This window comes from Solwaraspora sp. WMMD1047 (assembly GCF_029626155.1).
Taxonomy (GTDB): Bacteria; Actinomycetota; Actinomycetes; order Mycobacteriales; family Micromonosporaceae; genus WMMD1047.
In genome coordinates, this window is the sequence record NZ_JARUBL010000001.1 from 7,371,740 (window position 1) to 7,397,647 (window position 25,908).

Below are 25,908 nucleotides of genomic sequence, written 5' to 3' on the forward strand. Positions count from 1 at the left end.
ATGAATTAGAAACATCTATCACTATTGATCATCGACTCACATCACCGACGGTTACCTCCGACGCGCGCCGGACGGCGCCTGTCGAACCGCCGCCCAATCGCCGTCTTCGGCGAGCCGGGGAACCACGCCCGTGGGGTGAATCCGCGTTCGCGGTAGGGATCACTTCCATCCCGAACCCGTCAGCTAACCCGGTCGGCGGCCATCGGAAGGGAGAATGGTGACCACGCCCCCGAACAGGTGGCTCACAGCCACCCTGGCCGTCCTGGCCACCGCCGCGCTGCTGGCGGCCCCGCTCGGCTCCCAGGCTGCCGCGGCGCAGCCCAACGGCAACGCCACCGCCGACGAGGACGGGCCGCCCCCACTGCTGCGCGACGTACTCGACCAGGCCGGACGGACCTACCTGGACGCCAAGGCCAAACTCGACCAGTCCACCAAGCGCCAACTGATCCTCAACCTCGAGCTGCGACGGGCCGAGAACCGGCTGGCGAAACTCGCCCCGCAGGTCGAGCAGATCGCCGCCCGGTCCTACCGGACCGGCCGGATCGGCGCGGCCGCGATGCTACTCAACAGCGCCTCACCTGACTCGTTCCTCGACCGGGCCGCAACTCTCGACGAACTCAACATGGTCAACGGCAAACGGGTCGCCGAGCTCGCCCAGGCCGTCGACGACGCCGCCCGGGCCAAGGACGCCATCGACGCCGAAGTCCGCGACCAACGCAAGCAGGTCGCCGTGATGAACGCCCAGAAACGGGAGGCGGAGAATGCCCTCGCCCTGGTCGGCGGGCGGTCCCTCACCGCCGGGTTCGTCGCGGCCACCTCACCGGTCGCCCGGGCGGCGCCGCGCACCAGCAGTGGCGGATGGCCGAACGAATCGTGCAGCCAGGACGACCCCACCACCGCGGGTTGCGTCACCCCCCGCACGCTGCACGCCTACAAGGAGACCAAACGAGCCGGCTTCGACCGGTTCGTCGGCTGCCACCGGTCCGGCGGTCCGTTCGAGCACCCCAAGGGCCGCGCCTGCGACTGGTCCCTCCGCAACAGCGGTTTCACCCCCGCCCGCACCCAGAACGAACGCACCTACGGCAACAATCTCACCGCGTTCCTGGTCCGCAACGCCGACCGCCTCGGCATCCTCTACGTCATCTGGAACCGCCAGATCTGGCTACCCGCCACCGGCTGGAGGTCATACAGCGGGGCCAGCGACCACACCGACCACGTCCACATGTCCATGCTCTGACCCGGCCGCCCCGGTGTGCACCCGCGCACCGGGGCGGCCGTGGCACCAGACCAGGCGACCTCCGGTCACGACCCCCAGGTAAATCCCACCATCACGACGGTCGACCACGACCACGAGAAATGACCCGCCGGAAGGGACCATCGGAAAATGACGGTACGCAGAAGTGCTCGACTCGCCACCGTGCTGACGACGTTCACACTGGCAGCGACCGTGGCCACGCCGGGCTGGGCGCATGTCGAAGTAAGCGCCGACAAACCACAGGCGGGCGCCCGCGACGTCACCCTCACCTTTGTCGGCGAAGCCGAGTCCACCACCGCGGGAATCACGTCCGAACGTGTCGTCCTGCCCGCCGGCCTGAAACCCCAGGACGTGACCCTCGCCCGCGCACCCAAAGGATGGGAACTCAGCCCCAACCAGGACGGATTCACCGTGGCCGGGCCCGCCCTGCCCGTCGGCGACGACGTCACGTTCGCTGTCACCGTTGCTCAACTACCCCCCGACGCCGTAACCCTCGCCTTCAAAACCGTCGAGACCTACGAAAACGGCAAAGTGTCCCGATGGATCGAGATCCCCACCGCGGGCGACCAGGAACCGGACAATCCCGCCCCCGTCCTGTCCATCCGCCCGGCCGCCACACCACAACCCGAACCCACCACCGCCGCACCCACCGCCACGACACCCACCATCGCGACGACACCGCCGCCGGCCGCCGCACCCGCCGGCGACGACTCCGCCACCGGGGCGGGCGGGCCACTACTCGCCGGCTTCGGCATCCTCGCGGTGATCCTCGCGGCAGTCGCCGCCGTGGCCGTCCGACGCCGCCGGACACCGCGATAGCCGCAAGACCGTCCGAGGAAGCATGGGCGATCATCGGTACACCAGTGGCCGAATGTGAGTCCTCGGAGCGAGATCCGCGACCTGCGCGAACTCCGGCGCTACCTGGAGCGTTTCTCAGCCCTGCTCACCCAGGCCACCCGAATGCCAATCACCGTCAGCACCGACGTCAACCGCCGGCCGAAGGTGCTCGCCTACGCTACCGACCTGAGGCGCTGGCACGGCTGGCAGAAGGACGCCATCGACGGGCTCCGCACTCCGTCTGAACCGTCGGGGCGGTCTTCACCAGAAGGTCACTTCTCGGCTGCGTGGCGGCAGGAGCAGCCGGGTTCGCATCCGCAGGCATCGCCTGTGGCAGTTGAACCGGCTGGGGCTTCCGGGATGGTCAGCGGTGCGGTCAACGGGACGGCGCAGCAGCTGTCGCCGCGCCAAGCCTCGCGGCCTTCCTTGACCGCGACACCTGCGATGACCAGGGCGGCGATGGGGTCGGCCCAGGACCACCCGAACAGGCTGTTGACCGCCAGGCCGGCTAGTAGGACGCCTGAGAGGTAAGTGCACAGCAGTGTCTGTTTGGAGTCGGCGACGGCGGAGCGGGAGCCGAGTTCGCGACCGGCGCGGCGTTGCGCGTACGACAGTCCGGGCATGACCGCCAGTGAGACTGCCGCCAGTACCAGGCCGACGCTGGAGTGCTCGGCGTCGGCGCCGCCGAGAAGGGCCCGTACCGCCTCGACGCTGACGTAGGCCGCGAGGGCGAAGAATGAGACGGCGATGATGCGTAGTGCCACCTTTTCGCGGGTCTCGGGGTCTCGGCCGGCGAACTGCCACGCTACGGCGGTGGCGGAAGCGACCTCGATGATCGAATCGAGGCCGAAGCCGATCAGAGCGGTGGACGACGCGATGGTGCCGGCAGTGATCGCTACGGCCGCTTCGATGATGTTGTAGATGATGGTGGCGGCGACGAGCCAGCGCACCCGGCGGGTCAGTACGGCCAGGCGTTGCGGTGGTGGTCTAGCAGGGCTCAGTTGGAGGAGCCGCGGGTTCATCGGCAGCAGCTCTGGTCGTCGGAGTCCGGGCACGCTGCCGGGTCGACGGCCAGGACCAGGCCGAGTAGGTCGCCGAGGGCGTGGGCGATGCGGGCGTCGGCAAGCTCGTAGCGGGTGCGCCGGCCTTCGGGAACGGCTACGACCAGGCCGCAGCCGCGTAGACAGGCGAGGTGATTGGACAGGTTCTGCCGGCTGACACCGAGCATGTCGGCGAGTTCAGCCGGGTAGCCGGGTCCGTCCCGCAGCGCGAGCAGCAGTTTGGTGCGGGTCGCGTCGGACAGGGCATGGCCGAAGCGGGCGAGGACCTGGCCGTTGGTGAGCGTCGCCACCCTCAGAGAGTACATCGGTGGCTGTATCGACAGCGGGTGCGTGGGGATCATGCCGACACCGGCTCGGCGGCAGGGGCCTCGGCGAGGGTACGGGTGCGCCCGGGCATGAACAGCACGGTCAGGACGGCGCCGATCGCGGCGATGACCGCACAGACGATCAACACCATCTGCATACCGTCGATATAGGCGGATTGGGCGTCGGTGACCAGGGCCGGGTTGCCGATGCGGGCGGCGACGCCGACCGCTCCGGCGATGGAGTCTCGGGCGGTGTCCGCCGCGGCGGGTGGTAGGCCGTCGACGACAAGGCGGTCGGTGTAGATCTGCGACAGCAGGCTGCCCAGCAGCGCGACGCCGAGTGCGCCGCCGGCTTGGCGCAGGGTCATGGTGATGGCGATGCCGGAGCCTGCGCGTTCGGGTGGCAGGACGGCGAGGACGGCGTCCATGGACGGGGTCAGGGCCGATCCGATGCCCAGGCCGGTGATGGCGTACCAGAGGGCGGCGAAGGCGAAGCCGCTTTCCGTGTCGGTGGTGGCGCCGATGGACAGGCCGATACCGGTGAGCAGGAGGCCGACGGCGATCGGGGTCTTGTGTCCGATGCGGTTGGCGATGCGGGTGCCGGCGCCGACGCCGATGACGAAGCCGCCGATCAGGGGCAGGAGCCGCAGGCCGGTGTTGAAGGCGTCGTGGCCGAGTACGAACTGCAGGTACAACGGCACGACGAACAGCAGGCCGAACAGGGCGAAGCTGACGACGGTGGCGTTGATGTTGCCCCAGGTGAACTGCCGGCCCTGGAACAGGTGCAGATCGATCATCGGCTGCGGGGTGCGCAGTTCCCACCCGACGAAAAGGCTCAGCAGCAGCAGGGACACGGCGAAGCCGGTGAGGATCAGCGGGTCGGTCCAGCCGCGGTTGGGTGCCTCGATCGCGGCGTAGACCAGGGTGAGCAGACCGGTGGTGGACAGCAGGCCGCCGAGCAGGTCGGGGCGCTTCGGGGATGGGTCGCGGGACTCCGGTAGGACCAGAACGATGGCGGTGACGGCCAGGGCGATGATCGGCACGTTGATGAGGAAGATCGAACCCCACCAGAAGTGGTTGAGCAGCCAGCCGCCGATGATCGGGCCGAGGGGTATGCCCGCCCCCATACCCATCACGACGACCGACAGGGCCTTGCCGCGGTCGGCGGGGGCGAACAGTACCGCGATCGTGGCCAGTGCGGTCGGCATGATGACCGCGGCGCCAACGCCGAGTACCGCGCGCGCGGCGATGACGAGTGCGGCGCTGTCGGCCAAGGCAGCGCCGAGCGAGGCCAGCGCGAAGATGGCGAGCCCGATGACAAGGAGCCGGCGGCGCCCGTAGCGGTCGGCGATCGCGCCGACCGGGAGCATCAGTCCGGCGAACAGCAGGATGTAGGCGTTGACGATCCACTGCAGCGCGTCGGTGCCGGCGGACAACTCGGTGGCCATGGTCGGTAGGGCGACGTTCATGATCGTGATGTCGAGCCCGATGACCAGCACCGACAGCGTAAGAGCCGTTAGCGCCAATCCCTGCTGTCGTTTCTCTGTTCTGGGCATGCGCTGCCTCCACTGGTCTGCGCGTCGAGGACGGCCATCGGTTGGCGCATCAGGCGGTTGGGCGGCTGAGCGGTGCCGGCGGCCCTCGACGAAATGATACAGCAGATCCTGAATTCAGTACATGATTTACTATTATCGGGAATGGTTGTCGGCGGGCTGGCCTTCGAAGTGGGCCTTGAGCCGTTGCTGGGTGATCTGGATGGATGCCCGGTTGTGGGTTCCGCGGTCGCGGATGCCGGACACGATGACAGCGATGGTCTTCATGAGCTGGCCGCGGTTGTCGTGCCAGACCTGCGTCAGGCGGGTGCCCCGGCCACCGTCCAGCGGTGCGAGGTGGTAGCTCCACGTCGCGATGGCCAGGCCGACGGCGGCGGTGTCGAAGCTGAACTGGCGGCCCGGTTCGGCAGCGGTGACGGTGCAGTGGGTCCGCCAGCGCCGGATCGCGCCACGACGGTTGTGGCCGCTGAACGTGCTGCCGACGCCGAGCGGGCCGTCGTGGTGCGGCAGGCTGGCGCCGGTGCATTCAGGGCTGAAGCGTCCCCAGCGGGCGACGTCGACGATGACGTCGTAGACGTCTTCGGGTGGCGCGGCGATGTCGATGCTCTCTTCGACGTGCACGGAGTAGGCCATGACTACCTTCCTCGGTGGGGACCACTGCAGGTGGGGGGACTACTGCAACTGTCGATAGCGGGAGGCGTGGCGCAGGAGGGGTTCGCCGCGGCGATGCCCGGCTTTCCGCACCGCGCCGATGACGATGGCGTGGTCACCGCTGGCGTAGGTGTGCTGGTGTTCGCAGGTCAGCCAAGCCAGCGCGCCCGGAATGACCGGGAGGCCGTCGACGGTGGTGTAATCACCCGGCACGGTGTTCCTGTCCCGTGGGCGGGCGAAGGTGTCGGCGATGTCCCGCTGATCAGCGGCGAGGATGCTGACAGCGAAGCGCCCGTGCTGGGCGAGCAGTTCCAATGTGGTGGATGAGCGGTGCAGGCAGACCAGCAGCAGGGCCGGCCGCAGTGACAGCGAGGTCAGCGATCCGACGGTCATACCCCAGACATCGCCGTCGCCGTACTGGGTGGTGAGCAGGCTGACGCCGGTGGGCAGGGCGCCCATCGCGGTCCGGAACTCCTGCTCGGACACTGCCGAAGGTGGGGGGTCGGCGTGGGTCCGATCGGTGAGCAGACTCGCGTAGTGCCGACCCAGGGCGTCTTCGATCAACGTATTCACGCTGCTCCCCATGGACACAGGTCGATGACTATTGCGTTGAGGAGGAGAACAGTCGGCGACAGGACGAGCAACGCCGCGCCCAGGGCGTAGGTGCCTTTGGATCGGGCGGTCTGGCAGCAGTGCCGCGGGATGTGCAGCTGCGCCAGCCGCAGCGCGACCGCGCGACCGCCCGCGGGCAGCGCCCCGGCGGGAACCGCCATGTCGGCCAGCAAGGTCAGGGCCGCGATGGTGGGCTTCTGACCCACATGGCGGCGGGCGTAGCAGTCGGCCGACATCTCGATCAGTTCGGTGATGGACATCGACAGCGCGGTGATGGCCCTCGTCCCCGGGAACGACTGCGCCACGGCGGTCGCCAACTGCAGGACGAGGTGATGGCGGGCCAGCAGATGCGCCCTCTCGTGCCGCAGGACGGCCTGCAAAGGTTTCGGCTCAAGCAGATCCAGCGCCCCCTGCGACAGCACGGTGCGCCCAGAGACGATGCACGGCACGCTGTAGGCGAACGGCCGCCTGTCGTCGATCACGTTGACCTTGCCCAGGTCGGGGCGTTCAGTGGCGAACAGGTCGATGAGCATCTCGTGGCGGCGCCGACGCTGGCGAGCGGCCCGGTTCAGCGCGGCGAAGCGCCTGCCGACGCGCCCGGCGCCCAGCAACAGGACGGCACTGACCAGTGCTGCGAGCAGTGACGGTGCCGTGTTGTCCATCTGCCAGGTGTGTTGATCGGAGATCAGGATGAGCAGTGCCGCGACGGCACCGAACGGGACCCCCAGGACCGCGCCCAGCCACAGTCCAACCGCCGCGCAGGGCACCCGGTATATCCACGTCCTCTCGACCACCAGGCCAGTGATCGACCACGCACATAGAGTGACGATAGCTGGTAGCACCAACGGCCCCACCGCGGTTTCCCCCTCAGACCTTGTGCTCGGTCAGACGCTACGGTTCGCGTTCATCCTTCGCCTCGCCGTCGAGCGCCTCACGTAACGCCATGCGCTCCTCCGAACCCAGCTCGTCGACGAATCGCACGAACGCGCCCGGATCGCCGTCGGCGACGCCCAGCGCGTCCGCCAGCAGCTCGGCGAACATCTCTTGCCGGGTGGCTGCGGCACTGTAGCGGTGAGCGCGTTCGTCACGACTCTGGTGCAGCAGTCCCTTGCGCGCCATCCGCTGCAGTGTCGTCAACACGGTGGTGTAGGCGATCTGACGGCCGGAGCGCAGCGCTTCGTACACCTCACGGACCGTCATGGCGCGGTCCGCGGTCCAGAGGCAGTTCATCACCGCCCGCTCAAGCACTCCCAGTCGGACCACGGGCTCCAGCATAGGGCAACTCGATCAGCATGACTACCACGGTAGTACTACTATGATACGAGAAGGTTACGGGAAGGCCCCAGTTCTCACGCTGAGTGTCGACATCCATATCGGGGATGGCCCGCAGTGCCCGTGCTCAGCCAGCCGATGCGCGTAGGCGCAGCAAGCGCCCCTCCGGACTTCCACGGGTGTCGATGGGGGGCGTCGGAGGCGCCTCCCGCAAGGCTTTAAGCAGGCCAGACATTGGCGGCTATCTCGATGCACCCTCTCGTCCGGTCGGCTGATCGCGACCCGTACGTCAGGCTGAACCGCTTGACTGCCGGGGTAGTACTACCGTAATAGTTGACCGCGTTGGCTAACAAGGTGGAGAAACCTCGTAACGCGATGTCACAACGGTAGGCACCACAAAGTGCCGATTTGGGGGAGGTCCGGCCATGGATGTGGCGACGATGTTGGGCGCACCGGGAGACGCACTGCGGCTACCGCAACAGCAATGGGAGACCGGAGCCACCGAGGTGCTCCGTCAGTCATTCCGCTACCACTTCGACCGCAACGACTTCTTCCGCGCCCAGTGCGACGCCGACGGTGTCGTCCCGGATGACGTCAGGTCCCGCGCCGATCTTCAGCGGATCCCGCTGCTGCCGGTGAGCATGTTCAAACGTCCGGACGCCCACGTCCTGATGACCGCCTCGCTGGCCGACGTGGAGGCGGAGATCCGCTCGACCGGCACCGGCGGCGTACCGAGCGTGGCCCGCCGCGACACCACCACGGCGACGCGGGCGCTCAACGGCATCTTCGCGTCCTACCGGGAGTTCTTCGCCCTGTCCAAGGGCGCAGGACTTTTCCTGTCGCCGTCGACGGCGGAGACCCCCGAGATGGGGATGGTCAAGGTGTTCAACATCCTCAACGGGGTCTTCGACGACCACGTCTACCTGGTCAAGGACTACGCGTTCGACCCGGACGAGGCCATGGCGTACCTCAAGCGGTGGGACGGGGAAATGACCCGCCACATCATCGGGCCGCCGTTCCTGGTCAACCGGCTGCTGCGCTTCCTCGAACTGGAGGAGATCGAACTCAAGCTGGACCCCGAGTCGATGGTGATCACGCTCGGCGGGTGGAAGCGGTACACCGGGGAGTCGATCAGCCGTGACGAGTTCGACGGCAAGCTGAACCGCTACCTCGGCGTCTCGCCCGACCGCATCCGCGACATGTACGGGATGATCGAGTCCAACATGCTCGCGATCGAGTGCGAGCACCACCGCAAGCACGTGCCGCCGTGGTGCTACGTGTCCATCCGCGACGTCAGCGACCCGGGCAAGGAACTGCCGGCGGGGCAGACCGGCGGCATCGCCATCCTCGACGCGCTCAACACCTCCTACCCGGGCTTCCTGATGTCGGAGGACGTCGGCGAGGTCGACGAGTCGCCATGCGCCTGTGGACGCAACGGCCAGACGGTGTCGTTCCGCCGCCGGCGGCAGGGCGCCGAACTCGGCTGCTGCGCGGTGAGCATCGAGAAGTTCATCGACTCGCAGGAGATCGTCGCCGAGTGCGCGGTGCCCGCTGCGGCCGCCGGACATTGAGGCGGTCACCGTGGCCCGTTTCAGCCCGACAGTCATCGACCACTTCACCCATCCGCGCAACGCCGGTGAGCTGCCCGACGCCGACGTCCGCGCGTTCATTGGCAACCCGGTGTGCGGCGATCAGATCCTGCTCACCGCCCGCGTCACCGATGAGGTCGTCACCGACATCAGGTTCCAGGCATTCGGCTGCTCGGCGTCGCTGGCGGTGGCGAGCCTGCTGACCACGGCGATCCAGGGCACACCGATCGACGACGTGAAAGGCCTCGACGCCGCTGCCGTCGAGCAGCTGGCCGGTGGTCTGGCGCCGGACCAGCGTCACGTCGCGGCGCTCGGCGCCGACGTCGCGCAGCGGCTGGCCGACAACTTCCGACGGGGGACCAACGATGACAACCCGATCACCTGTAGTTCCTAGACAGCGCCGCCCCGCCGACGAGCTGGCGGAGGTCGTCTACCTCGACCATGCCGCCACCACGCCGCTGTGTCCCGAGGCACTCGAGCAGATGCGCCGCGGGCTGCGGCTGTACGGCAACCCGTCCAGCCGGCACACCGTCGGGCAGGCGTCGCGCGACGCCCTGGACGCCGCCCGCGGTGACGTCGCCACCCTGTCGGGCTGCACCCCGGCCGAGGTGGTGTTCACCGGCGGGGGCTCCGAGGCGATCAGTATGGCGCTGCGGGGCACGTTCGCGCCGCTGCGGTGGCGCGGGCACCTGATCACCACGGCGATCGAACACTCGGCGGTCCTGGAATCCGCCGCGGCGCTTCGCCGCCGCGGCGTCGAGGTCACCGTCGTGGCCCCGGAGCCCTCCGGACACGTCAACCCGGTCAACATTGCCGCGGCGATGCGCCCTGACACGGTGCTGGTGTCGGTGATGCACGCCAACAACGAGACCGGAGCCATCCAGCCGGTGCAGGAGATCACCGAGCTGGTTCACGCCGCCGGCAAACTGATGCACATCGACGCGGTGCAGACCGCGGGAAAGCTGCCCATCGACGGTCTGGCCGCCGACATGGTGTCGATCTCGGCGCACAAGTTCGGCGGACCCAAGGGTGTCGGGGCGTTGCGCCTGGCAGCGCACCACAGCCTGGAGCCGCTGGTCTGCGGTGGCGGTCAGGAGGCCGGACGTCGCGCCGGAACGGAGAACCTCGCTGGTGTCCTGGGCATGGCTGCCGCGGCGATCGCCGCGCTGCCGAGAGTGGCAGACCCGGCCTACCGATGGCGGCGCTGGCAGCTACGGGCGCGGCTGCTGGAGCAGCTCAGTGTCCTGGGCGGTGTCGAGGTCAACGCCGCCGACCCGGTGATGGCCGAGACGATCAGCGTCTCGTTCGCCGGCGTACGCGGCGACACCGTCGCTGACGTCCTGGACATGCACGGCATCTGCGTGTCGACCGGGTCGGCGTGCCACGCCGGGCAGGACTCGCCGTCGCACGTGCTGACCGCGATGGGCGTCAGCGACGAACGGGCCCGCGCCGCGCTGCGGTTCTCGTTCGGCCCGGCGACCACCGCCGACGACATCGACACCGCCGCCGAAGCGACGGTGGCAGCCGTCGAGCAACTGCGTCGCGTCTCCGGTGGCACCTCCATGGTGCCGTCACACGGGGCCGTCCGTGCCGGCTGATCCCCGCCCTGGCCAGCCCTGCGCCCCGCGCGACGACGTCGCCCGGCGGCCGGTCAACGGCCGTGCGGCCGGTCCGACGGCACACCTCAACGCCCCGGTGCGGTCGCTGAAGATGTTGGAGCTGCAGATCGCCGCCGGCGCCACCGAGGTGTATCTGGCGCTGCGGCCGCCAGCGCACGTGCCGGTCAGCTTCGACGCGCTGCCGGCACGCCGAGACGGCGAACCGACCCATGTGATCAGCACCGCCATGCTCGGTGAGCTCGTCAGCCTGGCCCACGGCGCCGGCCTCACGGTGCACTTCTGCGCCGATGCCCCGGTCGTCGCCGCCGAGCACGAGGACGCCTGGCGCGCACACGTCGAACACGGTCTAGCCGCCGGGGCGGACACCGTCGTGATCGGCTGTCTCGCCGCCTGCGCCTGGCTCAGCGGCCGAACCGATGTGCCATTGGTGGCCGGGACGCCGATGGGAGTCTCGACCGTGGGATTCGCGACGTACCTGCGCGACGTTCACGGGGTGCGACGGGTCGTGCTCCCACACACGCTGACCCTCGACGAGGTGGCCACGTTCTGCGCTCTACAGAACCTGCAGATCGAGACCCCGGTGCAGACCGGCGCGGGACTCGACTGCACCCGCTGCCGGCTGCCGGACACCCCGGGCATCGGCCTGGGCTGCCGGGCCGGCTACACCGGAACCCGCGGCGAGGACACCACCGTGGAACTCGGCGCCTTCCTCGACGGCGCATCCGACTGCGCCCTGTGCGACGTACCGACCCTGATCGACCTGGGCGTGGACGCCCTACAGATCCCCGGACGCGAAAGCCCGAACCTGCGCCAGAACGCGAAAATCACCCAGATGTACCGGAGGGCGATCAACGGCCACGCCGCCGGGCAGGCGATCACCGACGTCATCGAAGCCATCGACCGGGTCGAACTGACCTGGCAGATGGGTTGGCTGCCCCGGCTCTGCGACCAGCAACGTTGCAGATTCCGCGACACCCCGCAGCAGCGGGCCTACGTGTGAAAGGCCGCCCGATGAACACCACCGAGATCCGCCTGACCACCCCCTCCCGCCTCGACGAGGCGCTCGCGCTGCCCGCCGACGCCATCGGCATGGGCCAGGAAGGCTGCCTGGCGAAGCTGCCCGACACCGACACGTTACGGGCGGCCGGCGACCGGATCCGCGCCGCCGCACGGGCGTTCGTCCTCGTCGCACCGATCGGCTGGCCCCGCACCGCAGACCAGCTGCTGGAACGCCTCACGACGGTCGCCCGCGACGGGCCCACCACCATCGCCGTCAACGACATCGGCACCGCACTGGCCCTCGCCGCGGCCCGCCCCGCCGACTGCACCGTGGTCGCCGGACTGGGCCTGACCCGGGCCCGGCCGCACAGCGGCAACCCCGACGACTCCACGCCGCCGCCCACACCGGTCGACACGGCACTGCTGAACCTACTGGCCAAGCACGGCATCACCGGCGCCGAGCTCGACACCGACAGCACCATCGAATCGGACGACCGGTGGCGGATTCGGCAGTACACCGACGCCGTTCCCGTCGGATACGGCCGCTCCTGCCCCACCGCCCGCCACCACAAGACCGGCCCTCCGGGATGCCAACCGCTCTGCGACACCCCGTACACGATTAGCGCGAACCAACGCTGGCAGCTCGTCCACGGACACCGCGAACCGGTACCAGCCGGCACCGAACGGCCCGTCCTCACCATCTGGGGCAACGCCGTCTACCAACCGGCCACCACCGGCCCCACCGCCGCGTATCGGATCATCGACGCCCGCTGGCACACCCCCGACGCGCTCGCCGGCAAGGTGACCGCGCTACGCGGGGAAACACCCGTACCCGCAGGACGCTAGGAGCTGAACCCGTGGTCGACTTCACCTTCACCTCCCACCAGCAGGACCTCATCGACCAGGCCCGCGCCGTCGCCCGCCGCTGCCTGGCCCCCCGGGCCACCCAGTACGACCGCGCCGGGGAGTTCCCCGCCGAGAACTTCGCCGACCTCCACGACACCGGCCTGCTCGGCCTGCTCATCCCCACCGAACACGGCGGCCTGGGCGCCGACATGACCACCTACGCCCTGGCCGTCGCGGAACTCGCCGAAGCTTGCGGCTCCACCGCCCTGATCTTCGCCATGCACTGCGGCGCCACCCGCCTGCTGTCGGCCAACCACGATCCGGCTGCCCGCCAGGTGCTACGCGCCGTCCTGGACTCCGGCAAGCTCATCGCCTGGGGATTCTCCGAACCCGGCACCGGCGGCAACATCCTCAATCCGCAATTACGGGCGACCCCCGAGGACGACGGATTCGCCCTGGCCGGCACGAAGGCGTTCTGCACCGGCGCGGGCCACGTCGACTACTACCTGATCAACACCCACTCCGGTGAGAGCGAGTTCCGGCGCGGCCAGTCCATGTTCCTGCTGCCCGCCGACACCGAAGGGTTGAGCGTCAAGGAAACCTGGGACGCCCTCGGCATGCGGGCCAACTGCGCCAACACTGTCCTACTGGACTGCCACGTGCCGGCCGAGGCGTGCGTCGGTGGCCACGGTGGCGGCATGCCGCTACTCGCCCACGCCCTACCCGCCCTGGTCATCGGCCTCGCCGCCGCGTCACTCGGCGTGGCCCGCGCCGCGCACACCTTCGCCACCGCACACGTCACCCGCCGCGTGCACACCAACACCGGCGCGAATCTGGCCGCGTACCAAGGTGTGCGCTTCCAGATCGCCGACATGGCCACCACCCTGCACACCGCCTACCTCGCACTGCTGCACGCCGCGGTCACCGCCGACAACGACCCGATGGAAGCGCTGCCGGCGATGAACATGGCCAAGCTCGTGTGCAACACCGCTGCGATCACCGTCGCCGACACCGCCATGCAGGTCACCGGCGGCCACGGCTTCCTACGCTCCAACCCCCTCGAACGGCACTACCGCGACGCCCGCGCCGGCGCCGTCATGGGCGCCAACCTCGGCGCCCTACGCGACATGATCGGCAGAGCGGCCCTGGGCCTGGACCCGCGCGAGAACTGACCGACACAAGGAGCCCTTCATGGCCGAACAGTCACCCCCTGCCACCACCGGCGTACCCGATCCGGGTGAAGTCCTCAGCGGACTTCGCGAGGCGCTGACCGTCGTCCTCGAAGCCGACGACCTCGCCAGGTTCGACATCGAGGCAATCGACGCCAACACACCATTGCTCAGCCTGCCCATCGACTCGATGGCGCTGATGGAGCTGATGACCCGCGTCGAGGACACCTTCCGCGTCTACATCCCCGAGGAGCATGCCTACCGGTTCACCACCATCGGAGAGGTCATCGACTACGTCCGCGACAGGGCGGCCGCCAAGGCCGCCCGCAGGCAGGGCTGAGCCCGTGAAGACCCTGACCAGCAACGCCGCCATCGTCGACTACCGGACCGTCGACACCGGCCAGGCCCCCGTCGGCTTCTTCGACTCCCGCCACATGACCATGGAACTGTCCCGGGCCGAACTGTTCGAGGACGCCCTCGCCGCGGCGGCCGGCCTCGCCCACCACAGGGTCAGCCGCGGCGACCGGATCATCCTGCTGCTGCCCACGAGCCCCGACTACCTGACCGTCCTGTTGGCCTGCCTGCTGTCCGGCGTGGCACCCTGCACGGTGGCGCCACCACCGAAACCCCAGGACAGCGCATCCGCCGGAACGCGCCACCTCGCCGCCGCCATCAACGCCGTACGCCCGAGCGCCGTCATCGTCGCCGACGCGCGCACCGCCACCGCGATCCCGCCGGGACTGCCGGCCCTGACCGTCGACGACCTGCGCGGCTACGGCAGCCTGCCGGTCAGCGCCGTGCCGAAACCCGAACCGGACGACCCGCACCACATCCAGCTCACCTCCGGATCCACCTCGGCGCCCAAGGCCGTGGTCCTCACCCACGCCAACGTCGCCGCGAACCTCGCCGTGCTCGAATGGGCCACCGAGATGCGGCCCCACCGCGACAGATTGTTCGTGTGGTTGCCGCTGTATCACGACATGGGCCTGGTGCAGGTACTGCTGACACTCACCCGCGGCGCCGGTCTGGACCTCATGGCACCCGTCGGGTTCGTCCGCGACCCGCTGTCCTGGCTACGCCACATGGGCGAACGGGGCACCACCATGACCGCCGCACCACCGTTCGCCTACCGGACCGCCGCAGACCGATACGCCAGCCGCCCGGACACCACCATCGACCTGTCCCGGCTGCGGCAGGCCTACGTCGGCGCCGAGCCCATCCCGGTCGCCGTCCTGCAGAAGTTCCAGAACACCTTCACCGAGTGCGGTCTCGCCGCCGACGTGATCGTTCCGTGTTACGGCATGGCCGAAACCGTGCTGGCCACCAGCCTGGCACTCGACGTAGGACCCACCTCGGACACCTCGTTCGGCAGAGTCCGTTGGCGCCACTTCGACCGCGCCTCGCTCGACGAACGACACATCGCCGCACCAGCCATCCCCGGCAGGCCAACGCGCACCATCGTCTCCTGCGGGCCTACCGTGCCCGGCCTGACCCTGCGCATCACCGACGAGACCGGCAGGGAAATCGGCGAAGACCAGATCGGCGCCATCCACGTGCAGGGCAACTCCGTCATGGCCGGCTACCTCACCGACGGCGACATCGACGCACCACCCGGCGGCTGGCACGACACGGGAGACCTCGGCCTGCGCCACGACGGCGACCTCTACGTCGTCGGCCGCAGCAAGGAAATGCTCATCATCCGGGGCCGTAACCTACCGCCCTACGACGTCGAATCCGTCATCGAGGAACACCCCCAGGTCGACGCCGGCGCCAGCGCCGTCTTCTCCTATCCAGCAGAAGACAAAGGCACCGCCCCCATCGTCGCCGTTATCGAAACCCGTGCCACAAGCCCTGACTGGCCGACCATCCGCACCGAGGTGACCACCGCGGTACGGGAAGTGTTCGGTCTGTCCCTGACCGCCGTCGTCATCGTGCCCCGCGGTGGCATTCCGCGCACCAGCAGCGGCAAACGGCAACGCAGCGCGTTGCGTAACGCCTACCTCGCCGGTCATCTGTCCTGACCGCTCGGCCGGCTGATACGCCGGGCGCGGGCGATGATGCCGCTCGCCAGGCGAGCCGCGTCGGTGCCCACGCCGTCGAGTAACGCCGACCCACGCTGGGACAGCCACGGTAGGCCCAAGAAATACAGCCCCGGTACCTGCGTCACACCGCGGTCGTGGACCGGCTGTCCATCCTCGTCGAGGACGGGCAGCCGCAACCACGGGTACCCACTGCGGTACCCGGTCGCCCACACCACTCCAGCCACCTGCTCTCGCCGGCCATCCTCGAACTCCAGCACCTTGCCGTGCGCCCCGCTCGCCCGGGCACGCAGGCCCAACAGCCCCTGACCTGCCAGCTCACGCAGATTTGTACCGATCACCGGTTCCCCTCGGCGGCGAAGCAGGCGAGCGCGCCACGAACCGGTCGGCGCATGCAACAGGTTAAGCCGGTGCAACCACCAGAAGATGTCACGTCCCGCTACCCGCTGCGGCAGATACTGCTGGTCCCGCCCCGACACGATGACTCGCCGGCCCGCCGCAGCCAACTCGGCCGCGATCTGCGCACCGGAGTTGCCACGACCCACCACCGCCGTGGGCCCCTCGTCGGGCAACTGCTCCGGGTTGCGGTAGTCGTGGCTGTGCAACTGCACCACACCGTCGTCGAGGTCGCCGGCGAACTCCGGCACCGTCGGGAACTGGAACGGACCCGTCGCCACGACCACCTGACCGGCCCGATAGACACCATCCGACGCCACAACGTCGAACCCAGCGGCAGTGTTCGACGCCGACACCTGACGCACCTCGACATCCAGCCGCACCGGGAGAGCGAAGCAGGCGGCGTAGTCAGCCAGATAGGCCGCCACCTCGTCCTTGCCGGGATGCCGACCACGAGCACCAGGAAACGGCAATCCCGGCAAACCGCTGTAACCCGCGGGCGTGAACAACCGCAACGAATCCCACCGAGAGCGCCAAACGTCACCCACCGCCATGCCGGCTTCGAGAATCACCACCCGCAGGCCGGAACCACGTAGCGCATGCCCCATCGCCAAACCCGCCTGCCCGCCACCCAGCACCACCACATCGGCGTCCACGGCACTCCCATTCATCGCCGTCGGCGCACCCCCGCGTCCAACAGGAACACTGACTCACACCGACTAAGCCGAGCTGCGAATGCCAACATCCACACGCCCAACAGGCAGATAATACAGTTTTCGCTGAACTCAGCGAGTACCGTATCAAGCCAATGCGCCTATTACCACCGCCCACTGTCGTCATCCGACCATCAGCCAGCGGGGCCAGCGGAAGATCTCGTCACATGTCCGGCAGATCAGCAGCATGCAGCGCTCTGCGTAACAGCAGGTCAGGACTCGAACCTCACACCCGGGGCAACGCATGGACACCCAAACGCCAAACGCCGGGCCCGAAGCCGGCCCAGCGCCGTCGCTACCCCTGCCGCTGCGCGTTGAGAGCGACGACAACGGCGCAGGCGGACATCAGGATCACGCCGATGCTCATCGGCAGCACGAACCCGATCGGCGCCCAGACGTCTGCGGCCAGCGGCACGGAAATGGGGTGTAGCCGGCTCGAGGGTGGGTGGACCAACGCGGCCACGCGCTGGTCCACCCACCCGGGACTGACGCGTCCACCTGCCCCGCCGCGCTGGCTACGCGTACACAACTCACCCGGCTCCGCGCCCGGGTACCTGTGGAGAACGCGATCACCGACGTCCGCCCTCGGCTACTGATCTCGATGCGCGTGAGCGGGAAGGGAGTCTGTCAGCCGGCCGCGCGTAACCGGCGTCTGCGGTGTGAAGTCGACGCCCGCATTCTCGACCCGCTTCGTGTCCGGGACGGCGTCCATCGTGGTCGGCATCGACCCGCGGCCGGTGTTCGCGTCGCGTCGGCTGGCTCCTGCGGTGTGTCCGGTCCGCGGCGCAGTTGCCCCCGGGTCTCCTCGCCGGGTCTGCCGGCGTCGAGGACGAGACGCGCGGTGGCTTCGGCCACGTCCCGCTGCGCGCCGGGTAGGACGCTGGTGTAGGTGTCGGCGGTCACCACGATGGTGGCGTGGCCGAGCTGGTCCTGGACCGCTTTCAGGTCCGCGCCGGCGGCGCGCGCAGGGTGGCGGCGCCGTGCCGCAGGTCATGCAACCGGATCGGCGGCGACCCCGCCCGTGCCACCAGCAGCCGTAGCCGTTGGGTGAGGTAGCCGGGGTGTAACGGCAGCCCGTCCGGGCCGGTGAACACGTATCCGCTGTCGTGACACACCTTGCCCACCTCGGCCCGTGCGGCACGCCGCCGCTGTTGTTGCCGGTCCCGGTGTTGACGCAGCACCCGCACGGTGTGCTGGTCCAGAGCCACGGTCCGCCGGCTCGCCGCCGACTTCGGCGGCCCCTCGTGCACGTCATAGCCGGCGGTGGTCCGCTGCCGCACCACCGACAACTGGCCGGCGTGCAGGTCCACCTCCGTCCACCGCAGGCCGGCGGCCTCACCACGACGCAGCCCCCGCAGAGCGATCAACCACCACAGGGCGAACAGCCTGTCGTCACGCACATAGTCAAGGAAACTCGCCAGCTGACCGGGCGTCCAGACCGCGATAGTGGGTCGCTGCCCGGTGGCCGCCCATTCGGCGACCCGGGCCTCGGTCCACACCTGGGCCTGCGGACGTGCACGGGCGGGTAGCTCGACCCGCCGAGCCGGGTTGTCGACGATCAGGCCCTCGCGGACCGCGGCGGACAACGCCGCCCGCAGAGTGGTGTGCACGTGTTGCAGGGTGCAGGGCGTCTGCGGCTGCCCGGACCGGTTCCGGGTCGACCCGATTTGGGCGAACGCCATGTTCAGCTGCCGCGACGTCAGATCGCCGAGGATCAGCCCGCCGATATGCGGGATCAGGAAGTGCTCGACATCGCGGGTGTAGTGCATGCGGGCCGTCGGCCTGATCCGGGTCCTGGTCGACAACCAGTACCGCAACCAGCGGGCGACCGTCCACGACCGGCCCGCCTGCTCCTCACGCGACAGCGCCAGCAACTCGTCACGCGCCCGCCGGGCCGCCACCTCCGACGGGTAACCACCCCGACGCACCCTCCCCACCTGCCCCAGCAGATCCCGAACCGAGCAGTGGAAATACCAACTGCCATGACCACGCTCCAGCAACCGCGGACAGGACCTACCCCGCCCCCGACCCGTCACCGGATCCACACACCGGCACCGCTTCACCACCACACCCTGACTACTCATGATCTCCCCCTCGCTCTGATGTGCGCTCATCGTCGCGAAGCCGGAGCAGTGCAAGACCACGTTCAGCAAAGATTTGCGACATACGCCTGGTAGAGGTTATTGCTGGTCAACGACCACGGCCACCAGGCGAGGATCAGGAGATCGATTCCCCCGCCACGACGTTGACCACGAGCCGTGTGATTCCAACGTGCCGAGAATGTCGACGGTGACGCCGGCGACAACGCCACCTTCCATGTTCGTCGCTGCGTCGTCGGAGCGACCCATCGCGAGCTGCCGGCGGACAGACTGGGGCACCGAATCCTTGAGCCGGATGCCTGCGGTCGCATCCTCCGCGCCGGCTGAGACAGTCTTGGACCTTTGGCGAGCTTGATCGGCTCGGGCGGGCACCGTGCAAGCGTCGTCGATGCTGCTCAACGAGATCGGCAACACCTATGCGGTGGAACAACTCGGCCAGTTCAGCGACGGCGGCGCGGTCCGCCGCCGGTACTGGCCGGCGAGCATGTGGCAGCAGATCGGCGGGTGGTTCGTTACCCACGAATCTCCGTTAGTGAAGACAGCATCTCCAGTTAAGCCCGATCGGAAGGGTATGGGCGTAGTGTCAAGGCTCTTTCCGACCATCGGCCTTCACGCTGGAAGGAAAGGAGGCCGTCAGGTGTCCGGGTGCTTGACGGGAACGCCAAGACAGCAGGTCACCGCCGTTGGTGTCTGCACGAATTAACTTGGTTCCCGTTTCTCGCAGATTGGACGTGGCCGCGCGGATAGCGGTGCCAATCTCGCGTCGTGCGGAGTAGCTGATGCTGCCGAACGGGGTGTTCGCCGCTCTGCCCCAGGCCACAAGGATGGGGTGTCCGTTGAGATGGTAAGCGCGAGTGCGCACCGGGTACGGTGCCCTTCGTTGCTCGATGGTGTGCAGGACCTTCCACCCGGTCTCGCGAGAGGGGAGGTCGATGACGCTGAGATGCTTCTCCGCCACTGATAGCAGAATCACGTCTGGGCGAAGGGCCTGGACCAGCTGATGCCACAATGCGATCCCGGATTCGGCCAGTTCCTTTCGGGCCGTCGATGGCAGTCGGCTCCATGTAGGCGAGGTAGGGACAGGGCTGAAGAGGTCGGTGTGCACAGCGACATTGGCGCCGTGGCTACCGTCGAAGGATGCGTCGAGTCCTTCCAGTAAGGTCCGGTAAGTGTTGAACCACTTCATGTACGGGTCTGTGGTGAAGTACGCGTTGAGGGAGTCGACGTACTTCGGTCCAGCATCCTCGACACCGCTGGCACGGGGGAACCGTCGGTCGGGATCCCCGTCAGGAAATTCGATGTTGGAAGGGTTGAGACCGGTTGTCATGATCCGCAATGGGGAGGCGGAGTAGGCGCTGATATCGCCGAACCATGCGATTGGCCGGGAGCCGGGGGTAACCAGCTCTGGATAGGTGTCCCGGGCCTGCTGTTGAGCTGAGAAGGCAGCCTCGCTGATTGCGAGGAGGTCGTCGCGCATGTCAGAGATCCTGTCGGGTTCCGGGGATGGACTTGCAGTCGCAGCGCCCGCATTACTGGCCCTGCGCGGTACGGCACCGCTGCGCACCGCACAAGGCCCCGCGCGGTCTGTCCGTACCTTCCGGGTCGGGCATGAAGTCTGGCTGCGAGGCTACCGCAACGAACTGACTGTATCGCCGGGGGTACCGAGCGTGTGAAAATCGCTGCGTCGACCTTCACGAACGGGAGGGGCCATTGGCGGGCATGCACCCAATTGTCGCGAGGCAGGACAGCGTCGCGGCTCTGCGGCTTCTCAGGGCCATCGCCGTGGCTCACCTCTACAACCAGCGCGCGCAGGCGCTGAGCATCGGCGTCTCGATCGCCTTGGCCATCGGCGGCCTGCTGACCGGCCCGGCTTCACGCTACGGCGCCGCGGTCGCCCTCGGCGGCGCGATCTGGGCCGGGGTCTACAAGGGGGCGATGGCACCCTGGTCTGAACGGCATCTGCGGATCGCTGCGACGCTCCAGGAGATGTTTGACGCCGATCTGCTCAGCCTGCCGTGGAACCGCGTCGCGATCGGGGATCGCATCGGCCACGACGAGGTGAGCCGGCTCAGCCGGCGTTTCCGCGGTGACGAAGATCGACTCCGGGGGTACTACCTCGTGGCAAGCGCCGCAGCGCCTTACGACGTGCTCTTCTGCTTGGAACAGAACCTGGCCTGGGGATCGCGGGTCAGGCTCCGCTTCGCCCAGATGATGCTCGGCGTGTTGGTGCTGTGGTCCGCGACGGGTGTCCTGCTCACTCTCGCCGCTGGCGCGACGGTGAGCAGGCTGGTCGTCGGATGGTTCGTGCCTTCGCTCGGCCTGCTGCTGCTGTGTCTAGACATGTACCGCACGCAGATGGCGAGCACCCGGGAACGGCTGCGCGTACTGGGGTTGGTACGTGCGGTCATCGACGATCCGTCGTCGCCGGCCATCGCCACCCCCGCGGCACTGACGTTCTTCGCCCGCCAGGTGCAGGACACGCTCTACCACATGCGGCAGCTCCAGCCGCGCCTGCCGGTCTGGTATTTCCAGCGATACCACGACCAGGACAAGTTTGACTTCCAGATCAGGATGCAGGAGCTGGAAGCGCGGTTCCCCCGGTCATGACCACCCTGGAGGACCTAACCCGCGAGTTCGAGGACGCGGCCGTCGCTTCCGAGATCATCGAGTCGCTGCTCGACAACTGCCTTGAAATCCGTTCCGGAAGCATCACGGCGCTCCGCCGCGGTTACACCGGAGCCCGGTTGACGAAGGCACTCCTCGCCAGCACCAACGGATCGCCCAACCCGCGCTGGTGCGTGATCAAATACTGTCCACCGGTGCCGGTGAACCATCGGCGGGAGATTCGGCGGCACGCGGCAGCCCTTGCTGAGGCGCCTATCAGGTTCCGCGAACACCTCACGGACATCGTCTTCCCGCCGGTTCGGTGTAGCCAGGGCGCCATCGTGATCGGCCAGTCGATGGCCGAGGGAATTCCGCTGGGGACTGTGGAGCTCGACCAACTCGCGCAGGTCTGCGCTGTGGTGTGGAAGGAGATTCTCGAGGGCTGGGCCGGTTCCGAGTACGACGCCGAGTACTCGACTGTGGCCGAGTTGCTCAGTTGTGAACTGGGTGAGAGCTTCAAGGCAGATGGGTGGTTACGCGACTGGGCGCAACGGCACGACCTGCTCGTCCCCGCGTTTCTGGAACTGCCGGGCGAGGACGGTCCGCTGCCCAACCCATGGCGGCTTTTCGCCGAGGACTCCCCCGCGACCCGGGAGCAGATCCACTATCTGGTGGGCCGGGCGCACGGCGACCTGCACGGGGACAACGTCCTCGTACCGATGCATGACGAGACCGCCCACCCTGCTGACTTCCGGTTGATCGACCTGGCCACCTACGAGGCCCGGGCGCCGCTCAGTCGGGATCTCGCCGCCCTGCTGGTCTCGCTCTGTTGGCGCGAGATCGGGGCCTCCTCCCCGCGGAGCCGCCTGGCGTTCCTCACCCACCTGGAACGCGACCACCGCGACCAGCGCGTCGCTGATGGCATGCCGGGCGACGTACGGAAGGTAATCGACGCGCTGCGCGAACCGGCGCTCGAGTTCGCTGTCAAGAAGGGTTGGGGCTCGGTGCAGTGGCACCGGCAGCTGAAGGTGTCCCTCCTCGCGCAGGCGATGTTGCACACTGCGTATACCTCCGGCACGCCGGATGCTCGCCGGTGGTGTGCGCGGCTGGCGGGCCGGCTCACCCGGGCGCTACTCGGCCCAGTGGACCTGCAGGCGGAGCCGCCGATGCCATTCGATGCGGGAACCCTCCTCGCAGCGACCGGCACGGCGGCGACGCGGGCCCCCGATCGGCCTGCGCGCAGCGGTTCCCTCTTTGTCAACCGGACGGGTCAGCGGAGTCGCCTTCGTGCGGCGTTGGACGATCAGGTCACCTCGGTCATCGTGGTTAGTGGTCCGTCGGGGATAGGCAAGACCGCGCTGGTGCGTGAGGTTCTCGCCGATATGGGCTGGGGTGATCCGGATGACGAGACGTCACCAGTGCGCTGGCACGACGTCACACCGTACGGTGAGATCGGTGTACCGACTCTGATAGAGGACATCGAGCCGCCTGGCTCGAACCTGGTGGCCGGCCCTTCCGCGCGGGCACGCCTGGAGATCGCCCTGGACGGCCTCGACAAGGCCGGAGATGCCCGGCCGGTGATCGTGCTGGACGCGGCGGAGAACCTCCTTGAGGAGGATGGCGTTCTCCGCGACTCGGAGCTCGACCTGGCATTGGAGGCCGTGCAGGGCCGGCTGCTCCCTGTCGTCAAGGTCGTGTTCGTGACGCAGCACATGCCTGCGGCGACGACAGGCGTGGCGTGGACAGGTACGGCGTGTCGGATCATCGTCGACGGGCTGGAACCGCCGTCACTACGCGAGCATTTCGCCGAGCTCGATCCGAGCAACAGGTACGGCCTCGCCGCGCTACCGGACAATGATCTGCGGCGCATCCACGGCGCTTTAGCTGGCAGCCCGCGACTCGCCGAACTCCTCCATGCGGTCCTCAGCAGCGATCCGCCAGTGTTGCACTCCCGTGAGGTCGGGCAATGGTTGTCCTCCGTACCGGCGAGCAAGGTACACGAGCGGCTGGTGCAACTGTTCGTCGACAACCTTCCCATCGAACAACAGCGGGCGGCTGAGGGCCTGGCAGCACTCGGCATCCCGGTTCTCGCCGATGCTGTCATCGGCGTCCTGGAGCCGTACGTTCCCGCAGCGCGGATCGAGCCGGCCGTTCGGGCACTCGTCACTGCCCGTCTCGTCCTTGAGGGCCGGGACGGCCGTCGGTATCTGCGCAGGAGCGAAATCCGGCCGGTCCTCGCGCGGCTGGCTGAGGGTGACCGGAACGCGGACGATGGCGAGGGCGAGCGGCCGACCCGTCGCGGCCTCCTGCTCCGATCAGCCAAGGTGCTGGAAGCTCTGCAGAAGGACGACGGCGATGTGCAGGGCATGGTCGACCTGAACATGCACTTCGCGCGTGTTGACGTCTGGCTCCGGGCTGGAATGTACGAGCCGGCGCACAGCCTCATCGAGTCGATGGCCCACCTGGTACGCCACTGGGGCAGCGGTGCCGAGCTGCGCACCCAGCGGGAAGCCGTGCGTGGCCACCTCGACGACGACCCGGAGGGCGAGATGATGAATCTCGCCGCCCTGGGCGACATCTACTCCTACAGCGGCGATCTCCCCGCGGCGCGGGCGGCCTACACAGCCGCGCTCACCATCGCTAAGGAAAATCAGGAGCACGAGGCGATACGCCGGATCCACATAAACATGGGCTTCATGTTCTGGGAACACGACCACCTCGCGGAGGCCGAGAAGTACTACGCCGTGGCCCTAGGGCTGGCTGGCGAGGACGACGACGGCGACCGCGCCGCCGCGCTGATCGGCCTCGCCGACTGTCGGCAGCGGCACGGCAACTACCGGCAAGCAGTGACGGACGCTCTCGCGGCCTTCGACGACGCCCACGAGGCCGACCCCGGACTGGCGTTGGACATCGCGCTGCGGCTGACACGCTGGTACGCCGAACTCAACCAAATCCCGGATGCCCTGACAATGCTGGCGAAGTGTGCTGAACTCATCCCGGCCCGCCCCGACCCCTCGGCACAGGCAGAACTGCTCAACTCAACGGCCAACCTGTACCTCTACCGGAACCGACACAGCGACGCGCGGTCGGCAGCTGAGCGGGCCGTCAGAATCGCTCGCGACCACCGGGAACCGAACAACCTGCGGCAGTCACTCACCACCCTCGCCCTCGCCCACGTACACCTTGACGATCTCCCTGCGGCCCGCAAGGCGATCGAAGAGTCGGCCCGCTACCGGCTGGCCGGCCAGGACACCGCAGAGCTCGCGCTGCGGGGGATCATCGCGCGAACCTGCGGCCTCCCTGGCACCGCAAGAGATCTCTTCCAGCAGCTCGATGACGAGACCCGCAAACGCACTGCGGCTGATACCAATGATCTCGTCGCCTGGGACTTCACCGGAATCGCCCGGTGCTACGCGGTCCTCCGCGACAATGCAGAACCCGCCACGGCCCTGGAGGCGTTCCGCCGGGCCCGACCTCAGCCGGCCGAACGGACTCCTGGGTTAGACGACCGGTTGAGGTTCATGGTGCAGACGCTGGCCAACGGCGACTCCCGCCTCGATCCTGTACTCACGGAGTTGGCGCGCTTCCGGCCAGGCCGAACCAGTTAGTCCTCGAACCATCCCTGCTCGTGCGCCAGCATGATCGCCTCAAGTCGGGTCTTGACGCCGATCTGCTGGTAGAGCGACTGGAGCAGCCGGTACATGGCCCGCTCGGAGTAACCCATCTCCGAAGCCAGCCGGGGCACAGTCCAACCCTTGGACAGGCGCCGTAACCAGGCGACCTGCGCCGCCGAGGGAGCCGAGCGACGGGATGCCCTGCCGCCTCCGCCGGCCACTAGGAGGTCTGCCACGTCGGCCGGCATGACCGCCTCACCGTCGAGCGTCGCAGCCACCGCCCGCTGCAACGCCGGCACCGACGCCGCACGCGCCACCACCGACCGCGCGCCGGCCCGCACCGCCCGAACGCCCAGCGAGGAGACATCACCGGACGGCAGCGCGAGGACGATCGGGCGGGGCCGCACCAGGCACAACTCGGTCAGACGATCCAGGTCTTCGACGGAGTGCACGGTCAACAGCACCACCCCGCCAGGCCGTTCACGCAACCAGGCCAAGACATCGGTGGGCTCCTCAACGAGGCGCCCCACGCTCGACAACGCCGCTGCAACGCCAGCCCGGAACACTGGCAGGGGGTCCAGGACCGCAAGATGAACGGTCACAGTGCCCCGCACCTCCCTTGTGCTGCCCAGCTACAAGCCGGATCAGCGCCGACAGCTTAGGTCTGGACAGGGT

23 protein-coding genes and 1 riboswitch are annotated in these 25,908 nt (G+C 68.3%); of the genes, 12 read left to right on the forward strand and 11 right to left on the reverse strand.

Annotated features, from left to right (window positions below; translation table 11 throughout):
• Positions 1-80 precede the first annotated feature (80 nt).
• A riboswitch (cyclic di-AMP (ydaO/yuaA leader) is annotated at positions 81-214 on the forward strand.
• A gap of 3 nt (positions 215-217) precedes the next feature.
• On the forward strand, positions 218-1,237 hold the full coding sequence (locus O7627_RS33640) for a hypothetical protein (RefSeq protein ID WP_278097454.1): 1,020 nt from the start codon (positions 218-220) through the stop codon (positions 1,235-1,237).
• A gap of 180 nt (positions 1,238-1,417) precedes the next feature.
• Positions 1,418-2,074 carry a DUF1775 domain-containing protein gene (locus O7627_RS33645; RefSeq protein WP_278097455.1) on the forward strand — a complete coding sequence of 219 codons (657 nt, stop codon included), beginning with the start codon at positions 1,418-1,420 and terminating at the stop codon, positions 2,072-2,074.
• A 290-nt stretch (positions 2,075-2,364) separates the two neighbouring features.
• Here O7627_RS33645 and O7627_RS33650 read toward each other — a convergent pair whose 3' ends face one another.
• The 7 genes from O7627_RS33650 to O7627_RS33680 form a co-directional block, all read right to left on the reverse strand.
• Positions 2,365-3,114 (reverse strand): cation transporter, encoded by a 750-nt coding sequence (locus O7627_RS33650; RefSeq protein WP_278097456.1) that lies wholly within the window; start codon positions 3,112-3,114, stop codon positions 2,365-2,367.
• A complete protein-coding gene (locus tag O7627_RS33655; RefSeq protein ID WP_278098538.1) occupies positions 3,111-3,449 on the reverse strand; it encodes a metalloregulator ArsR/SmtB family transcription factor in 339 nt (112 codons plus the stop codon). The genes O7627_RS33650 and O7627_RS33655 overlap by 4 nt, the downstream gene beginning before the upstream one ends.
• 41 nt (positions 3,450-3,490) lie before the next feature.
• Complete coding sequence (locus O7627_RS33660; protein WP_278097457.1) at positions 3,491-5,014, reverse strand: MFS transporter; 1,524 nt, start codon at positions 5,012-5,014, stop codon at positions 3,491-3,493.
• Between the two features lie 132 nt (positions 5,015-5,146).
• Positions 5,147-5,644 carry an SRPBCC family protein gene (locus O7627_RS33665; protein WP_278097458.1) on the reverse strand — a complete coding sequence of 166 codons (498 nt, stop codon included), beginning with the start codon at positions 5,642-5,644 and terminating at the stop codon, positions 5,147-5,149.
• 39 nt (positions 5,645-5,683) lie between these two features.
• A complete protein-coding gene (locus O7627_RS33670; RefSeq protein ID WP_278097459.1) occupies positions 5,684-6,235 on the reverse strand; it encodes a flavin reductase family protein in 552 nt (183 codons plus the stop codon).
• Positions 6,232-7,068, reverse strand: a complete 837-nt coding sequence (locus O7627_RS33675; RefSeq protein WP_278097460.1) for a M56 family metallopeptidase — start codon at positions 7,066-7,068, stop codon at positions 6,232-6,234. The genes O7627_RS33670 and O7627_RS33675 overlap by 4 nt, the downstream gene beginning before the upstream one ends.
• A 97-nt stretch (positions 7,069-7,165) precedes the next feature.
• A complete protein-coding gene (locus tag O7627_RS33680) occupies positions 7,166-7,549 on the reverse strand; it encodes a BlaI/MecI/CopY family transcriptional regulator (protein ID WP_278097461.1) in 384 nt (127 codons plus the stop codon).
• Positions 7,550-7,971: 422 nt separating this feature from the next.
• Here O7627_RS33680 and O7627_RS33685 point away from each other — a divergent pair, with 422 nt between their 5' ends.
• Genes O7627_RS33685 through O7627_RS33720 form a run of 8 tightly spaced genes read left to right on the forward strand, consistent with a single transcriptional unit; the run spans position 7,972 to position 15,789 of the window.
• Positions 7,972-9,117 carry a hypothetical protein gene (locus O7627_RS33685; RefSeq protein WP_278097462.1) on the forward strand — a complete coding sequence of 382 codons (1,146 nt, stop codon included), beginning with the start codon at positions 7,972-7,974 and terminating at the stop codon, positions 9,115-9,117.
• A gap of 10 nt (positions 9,118-9,127) precedes the next feature.
• Entirely contained in the window at positions 9,128-9,529 is a 402-nt protein-coding gene (locus tag O7627_RS33690) for an iron-sulfur cluster assembly scaffold protein (protein WP_278097463.1), read from the forward strand.
• The gene (locus tag O7627_RS33695) at positions 9,501-10,733 is read left to right on the forward strand and encodes a cysteine desulfurase family protein (protein WP_278097464.1); all 1,233 of its coding nucleotides are present in this window, start codon (positions 9,501-9,503) and stop codon (positions 10,731-10,733) included. Before O7627_RS33690 ends, O7627_RS33695 begins: the two co-directional genes overlap by 29 nt.
• Positions 10,723-11,754 carry a U32 family peptidase gene (locus tag O7627_RS33700; RefSeq protein WP_278097465.1) on the forward strand — a complete coding sequence of 344 codons (1,032 nt, stop codon included), beginning with the start codon at positions 10,723-10,725 and terminating at the stop codon, positions 11,752-11,754. Before O7627_RS33695 ends, O7627_RS33700 begins: the two co-directional genes overlap by 11 nt.
• Before the next feature lie 11 nt (positions 11,755-11,765).
• Complete coding sequence (locus O7627_RS33705) at positions 11,766-12,599, forward strand: hypothetical protein (protein WP_278097466.1); 834 nt, start codon at positions 11,766-11,768, stop codon at positions 12,597-12,599.
• 11 nt (positions 12,600-12,610) lie between these two features.
• The gene (locus O7627_RS33710; RefSeq protein ID WP_278097467.1) at positions 12,611-13,771 is read left to right on the forward strand and encodes an acyl-CoA dehydrogenase family protein; all 1,161 of its coding nucleotides are present in this window, start codon (positions 12,611-12,613) and stop codon (positions 13,769-13,771) included.
• Positions 13,772-13,790: 19 nt separating this feature from the next.
• Entirely contained in the window at positions 13,791-14,108 is a 318-nt protein-coding gene (locus O7627_RS33715) for an acyl carrier protein (RefSeq protein WP_278097468.1), read from the forward strand.
• Positions 14,109-14,112: 4 nt separating this feature from the next.
• On the forward strand, positions 14,113-15,789 hold the full coding sequence (locus O7627_RS33720; RefSeq protein ID WP_278097469.1) for an AMP-binding protein: 1,677 nt from the start codon (positions 14,113-14,115) through the stop codon (positions 15,787-15,789).
• Here the strand turns inward: O7627_RS33720 and O7627_RS33725 are convergent.
• From O7627_RS33725 to O7627_RS33735, 3 genes are all read right to left on the reverse strand, one after another.
• The gene (locus tag O7627_RS33725; protein WP_278097470.1) at positions 15,777-16,859 is read right to left on the reverse strand and encodes an NAD(P)/FAD-dependent oxidoreductase; all 1,083 of its coding nucleotides are present in this window, start codon (positions 16,857-16,859) and stop codon (positions 15,777-15,779) included. The genes O7627_RS33720 and O7627_RS33725 overlap by 13 nt on opposite strands.
• A 998-nt stretch (positions 16,860-17,857) precedes the next feature.
• The gene (locus tag O7627_RS33730) at positions 17,858-18,844 is read right to left on the reverse strand and encodes a site-specific integrase (protein ID WP_278097471.1); all 987 of its coding nucleotides are present in this window, start codon (positions 18,842-18,844) and stop codon (positions 17,858-17,860) included.
• Positions 18,845-19,598: 754 nt separating this feature from the next.
• Positions 19,599-20,492 (reverse strand): hypothetical protein, encoded by an 894-nt coding sequence (locus tag O7627_RS33735; protein WP_278097472.1) that lies wholly within the window; start codon positions 20,490-20,492, stop codon positions 19,599-19,601.
• 242 nt (positions 20,493-20,734) lie between these two features.
• Between O7627_RS33735 and O7627_RS33740 the strand changes: the two genes are divergently transcribed.
• Together O7627_RS33740 and O7627_RS33745 are read left to right on the forward strand one after the other, a co-directional pair.
• Positions 20,735-21,622, forward strand: coding sequence for an S-4TM family putative pore-forming effector (locus O7627_RS33740; protein ID WP_278098539.1), 888 nt, complete (start codon positions 20,735-20,737; stop codon positions 21,620-21,622).
• Complete coding sequence (locus tag O7627_RS33745) at positions 21,619-25,227, forward strand: hypothetical protein (RefSeq protein ID WP_278097473.1); 3,609 nt, start codon at positions 21,619-21,621, stop codon at positions 25,225-25,227. The genes O7627_RS33740 and O7627_RS33745 overlap by 4 nt, the downstream gene beginning before the upstream one ends.
• Here O7627_RS33745 and O7627_RS33750 read toward each other — a convergent pair.
• A complete protein-coding gene (locus O7627_RS33750; protein ID WP_278097474.1) occupies positions 25,224-25,835 on the reverse strand; it encodes a DNA-binding response regulator in 612 nt (203 codons plus the stop codon). The genes O7627_RS33745 and O7627_RS33750 overlap by 4 nt on opposite strands.
• Positions 25,836-25,908: the final 73 nt, after the last annotated feature.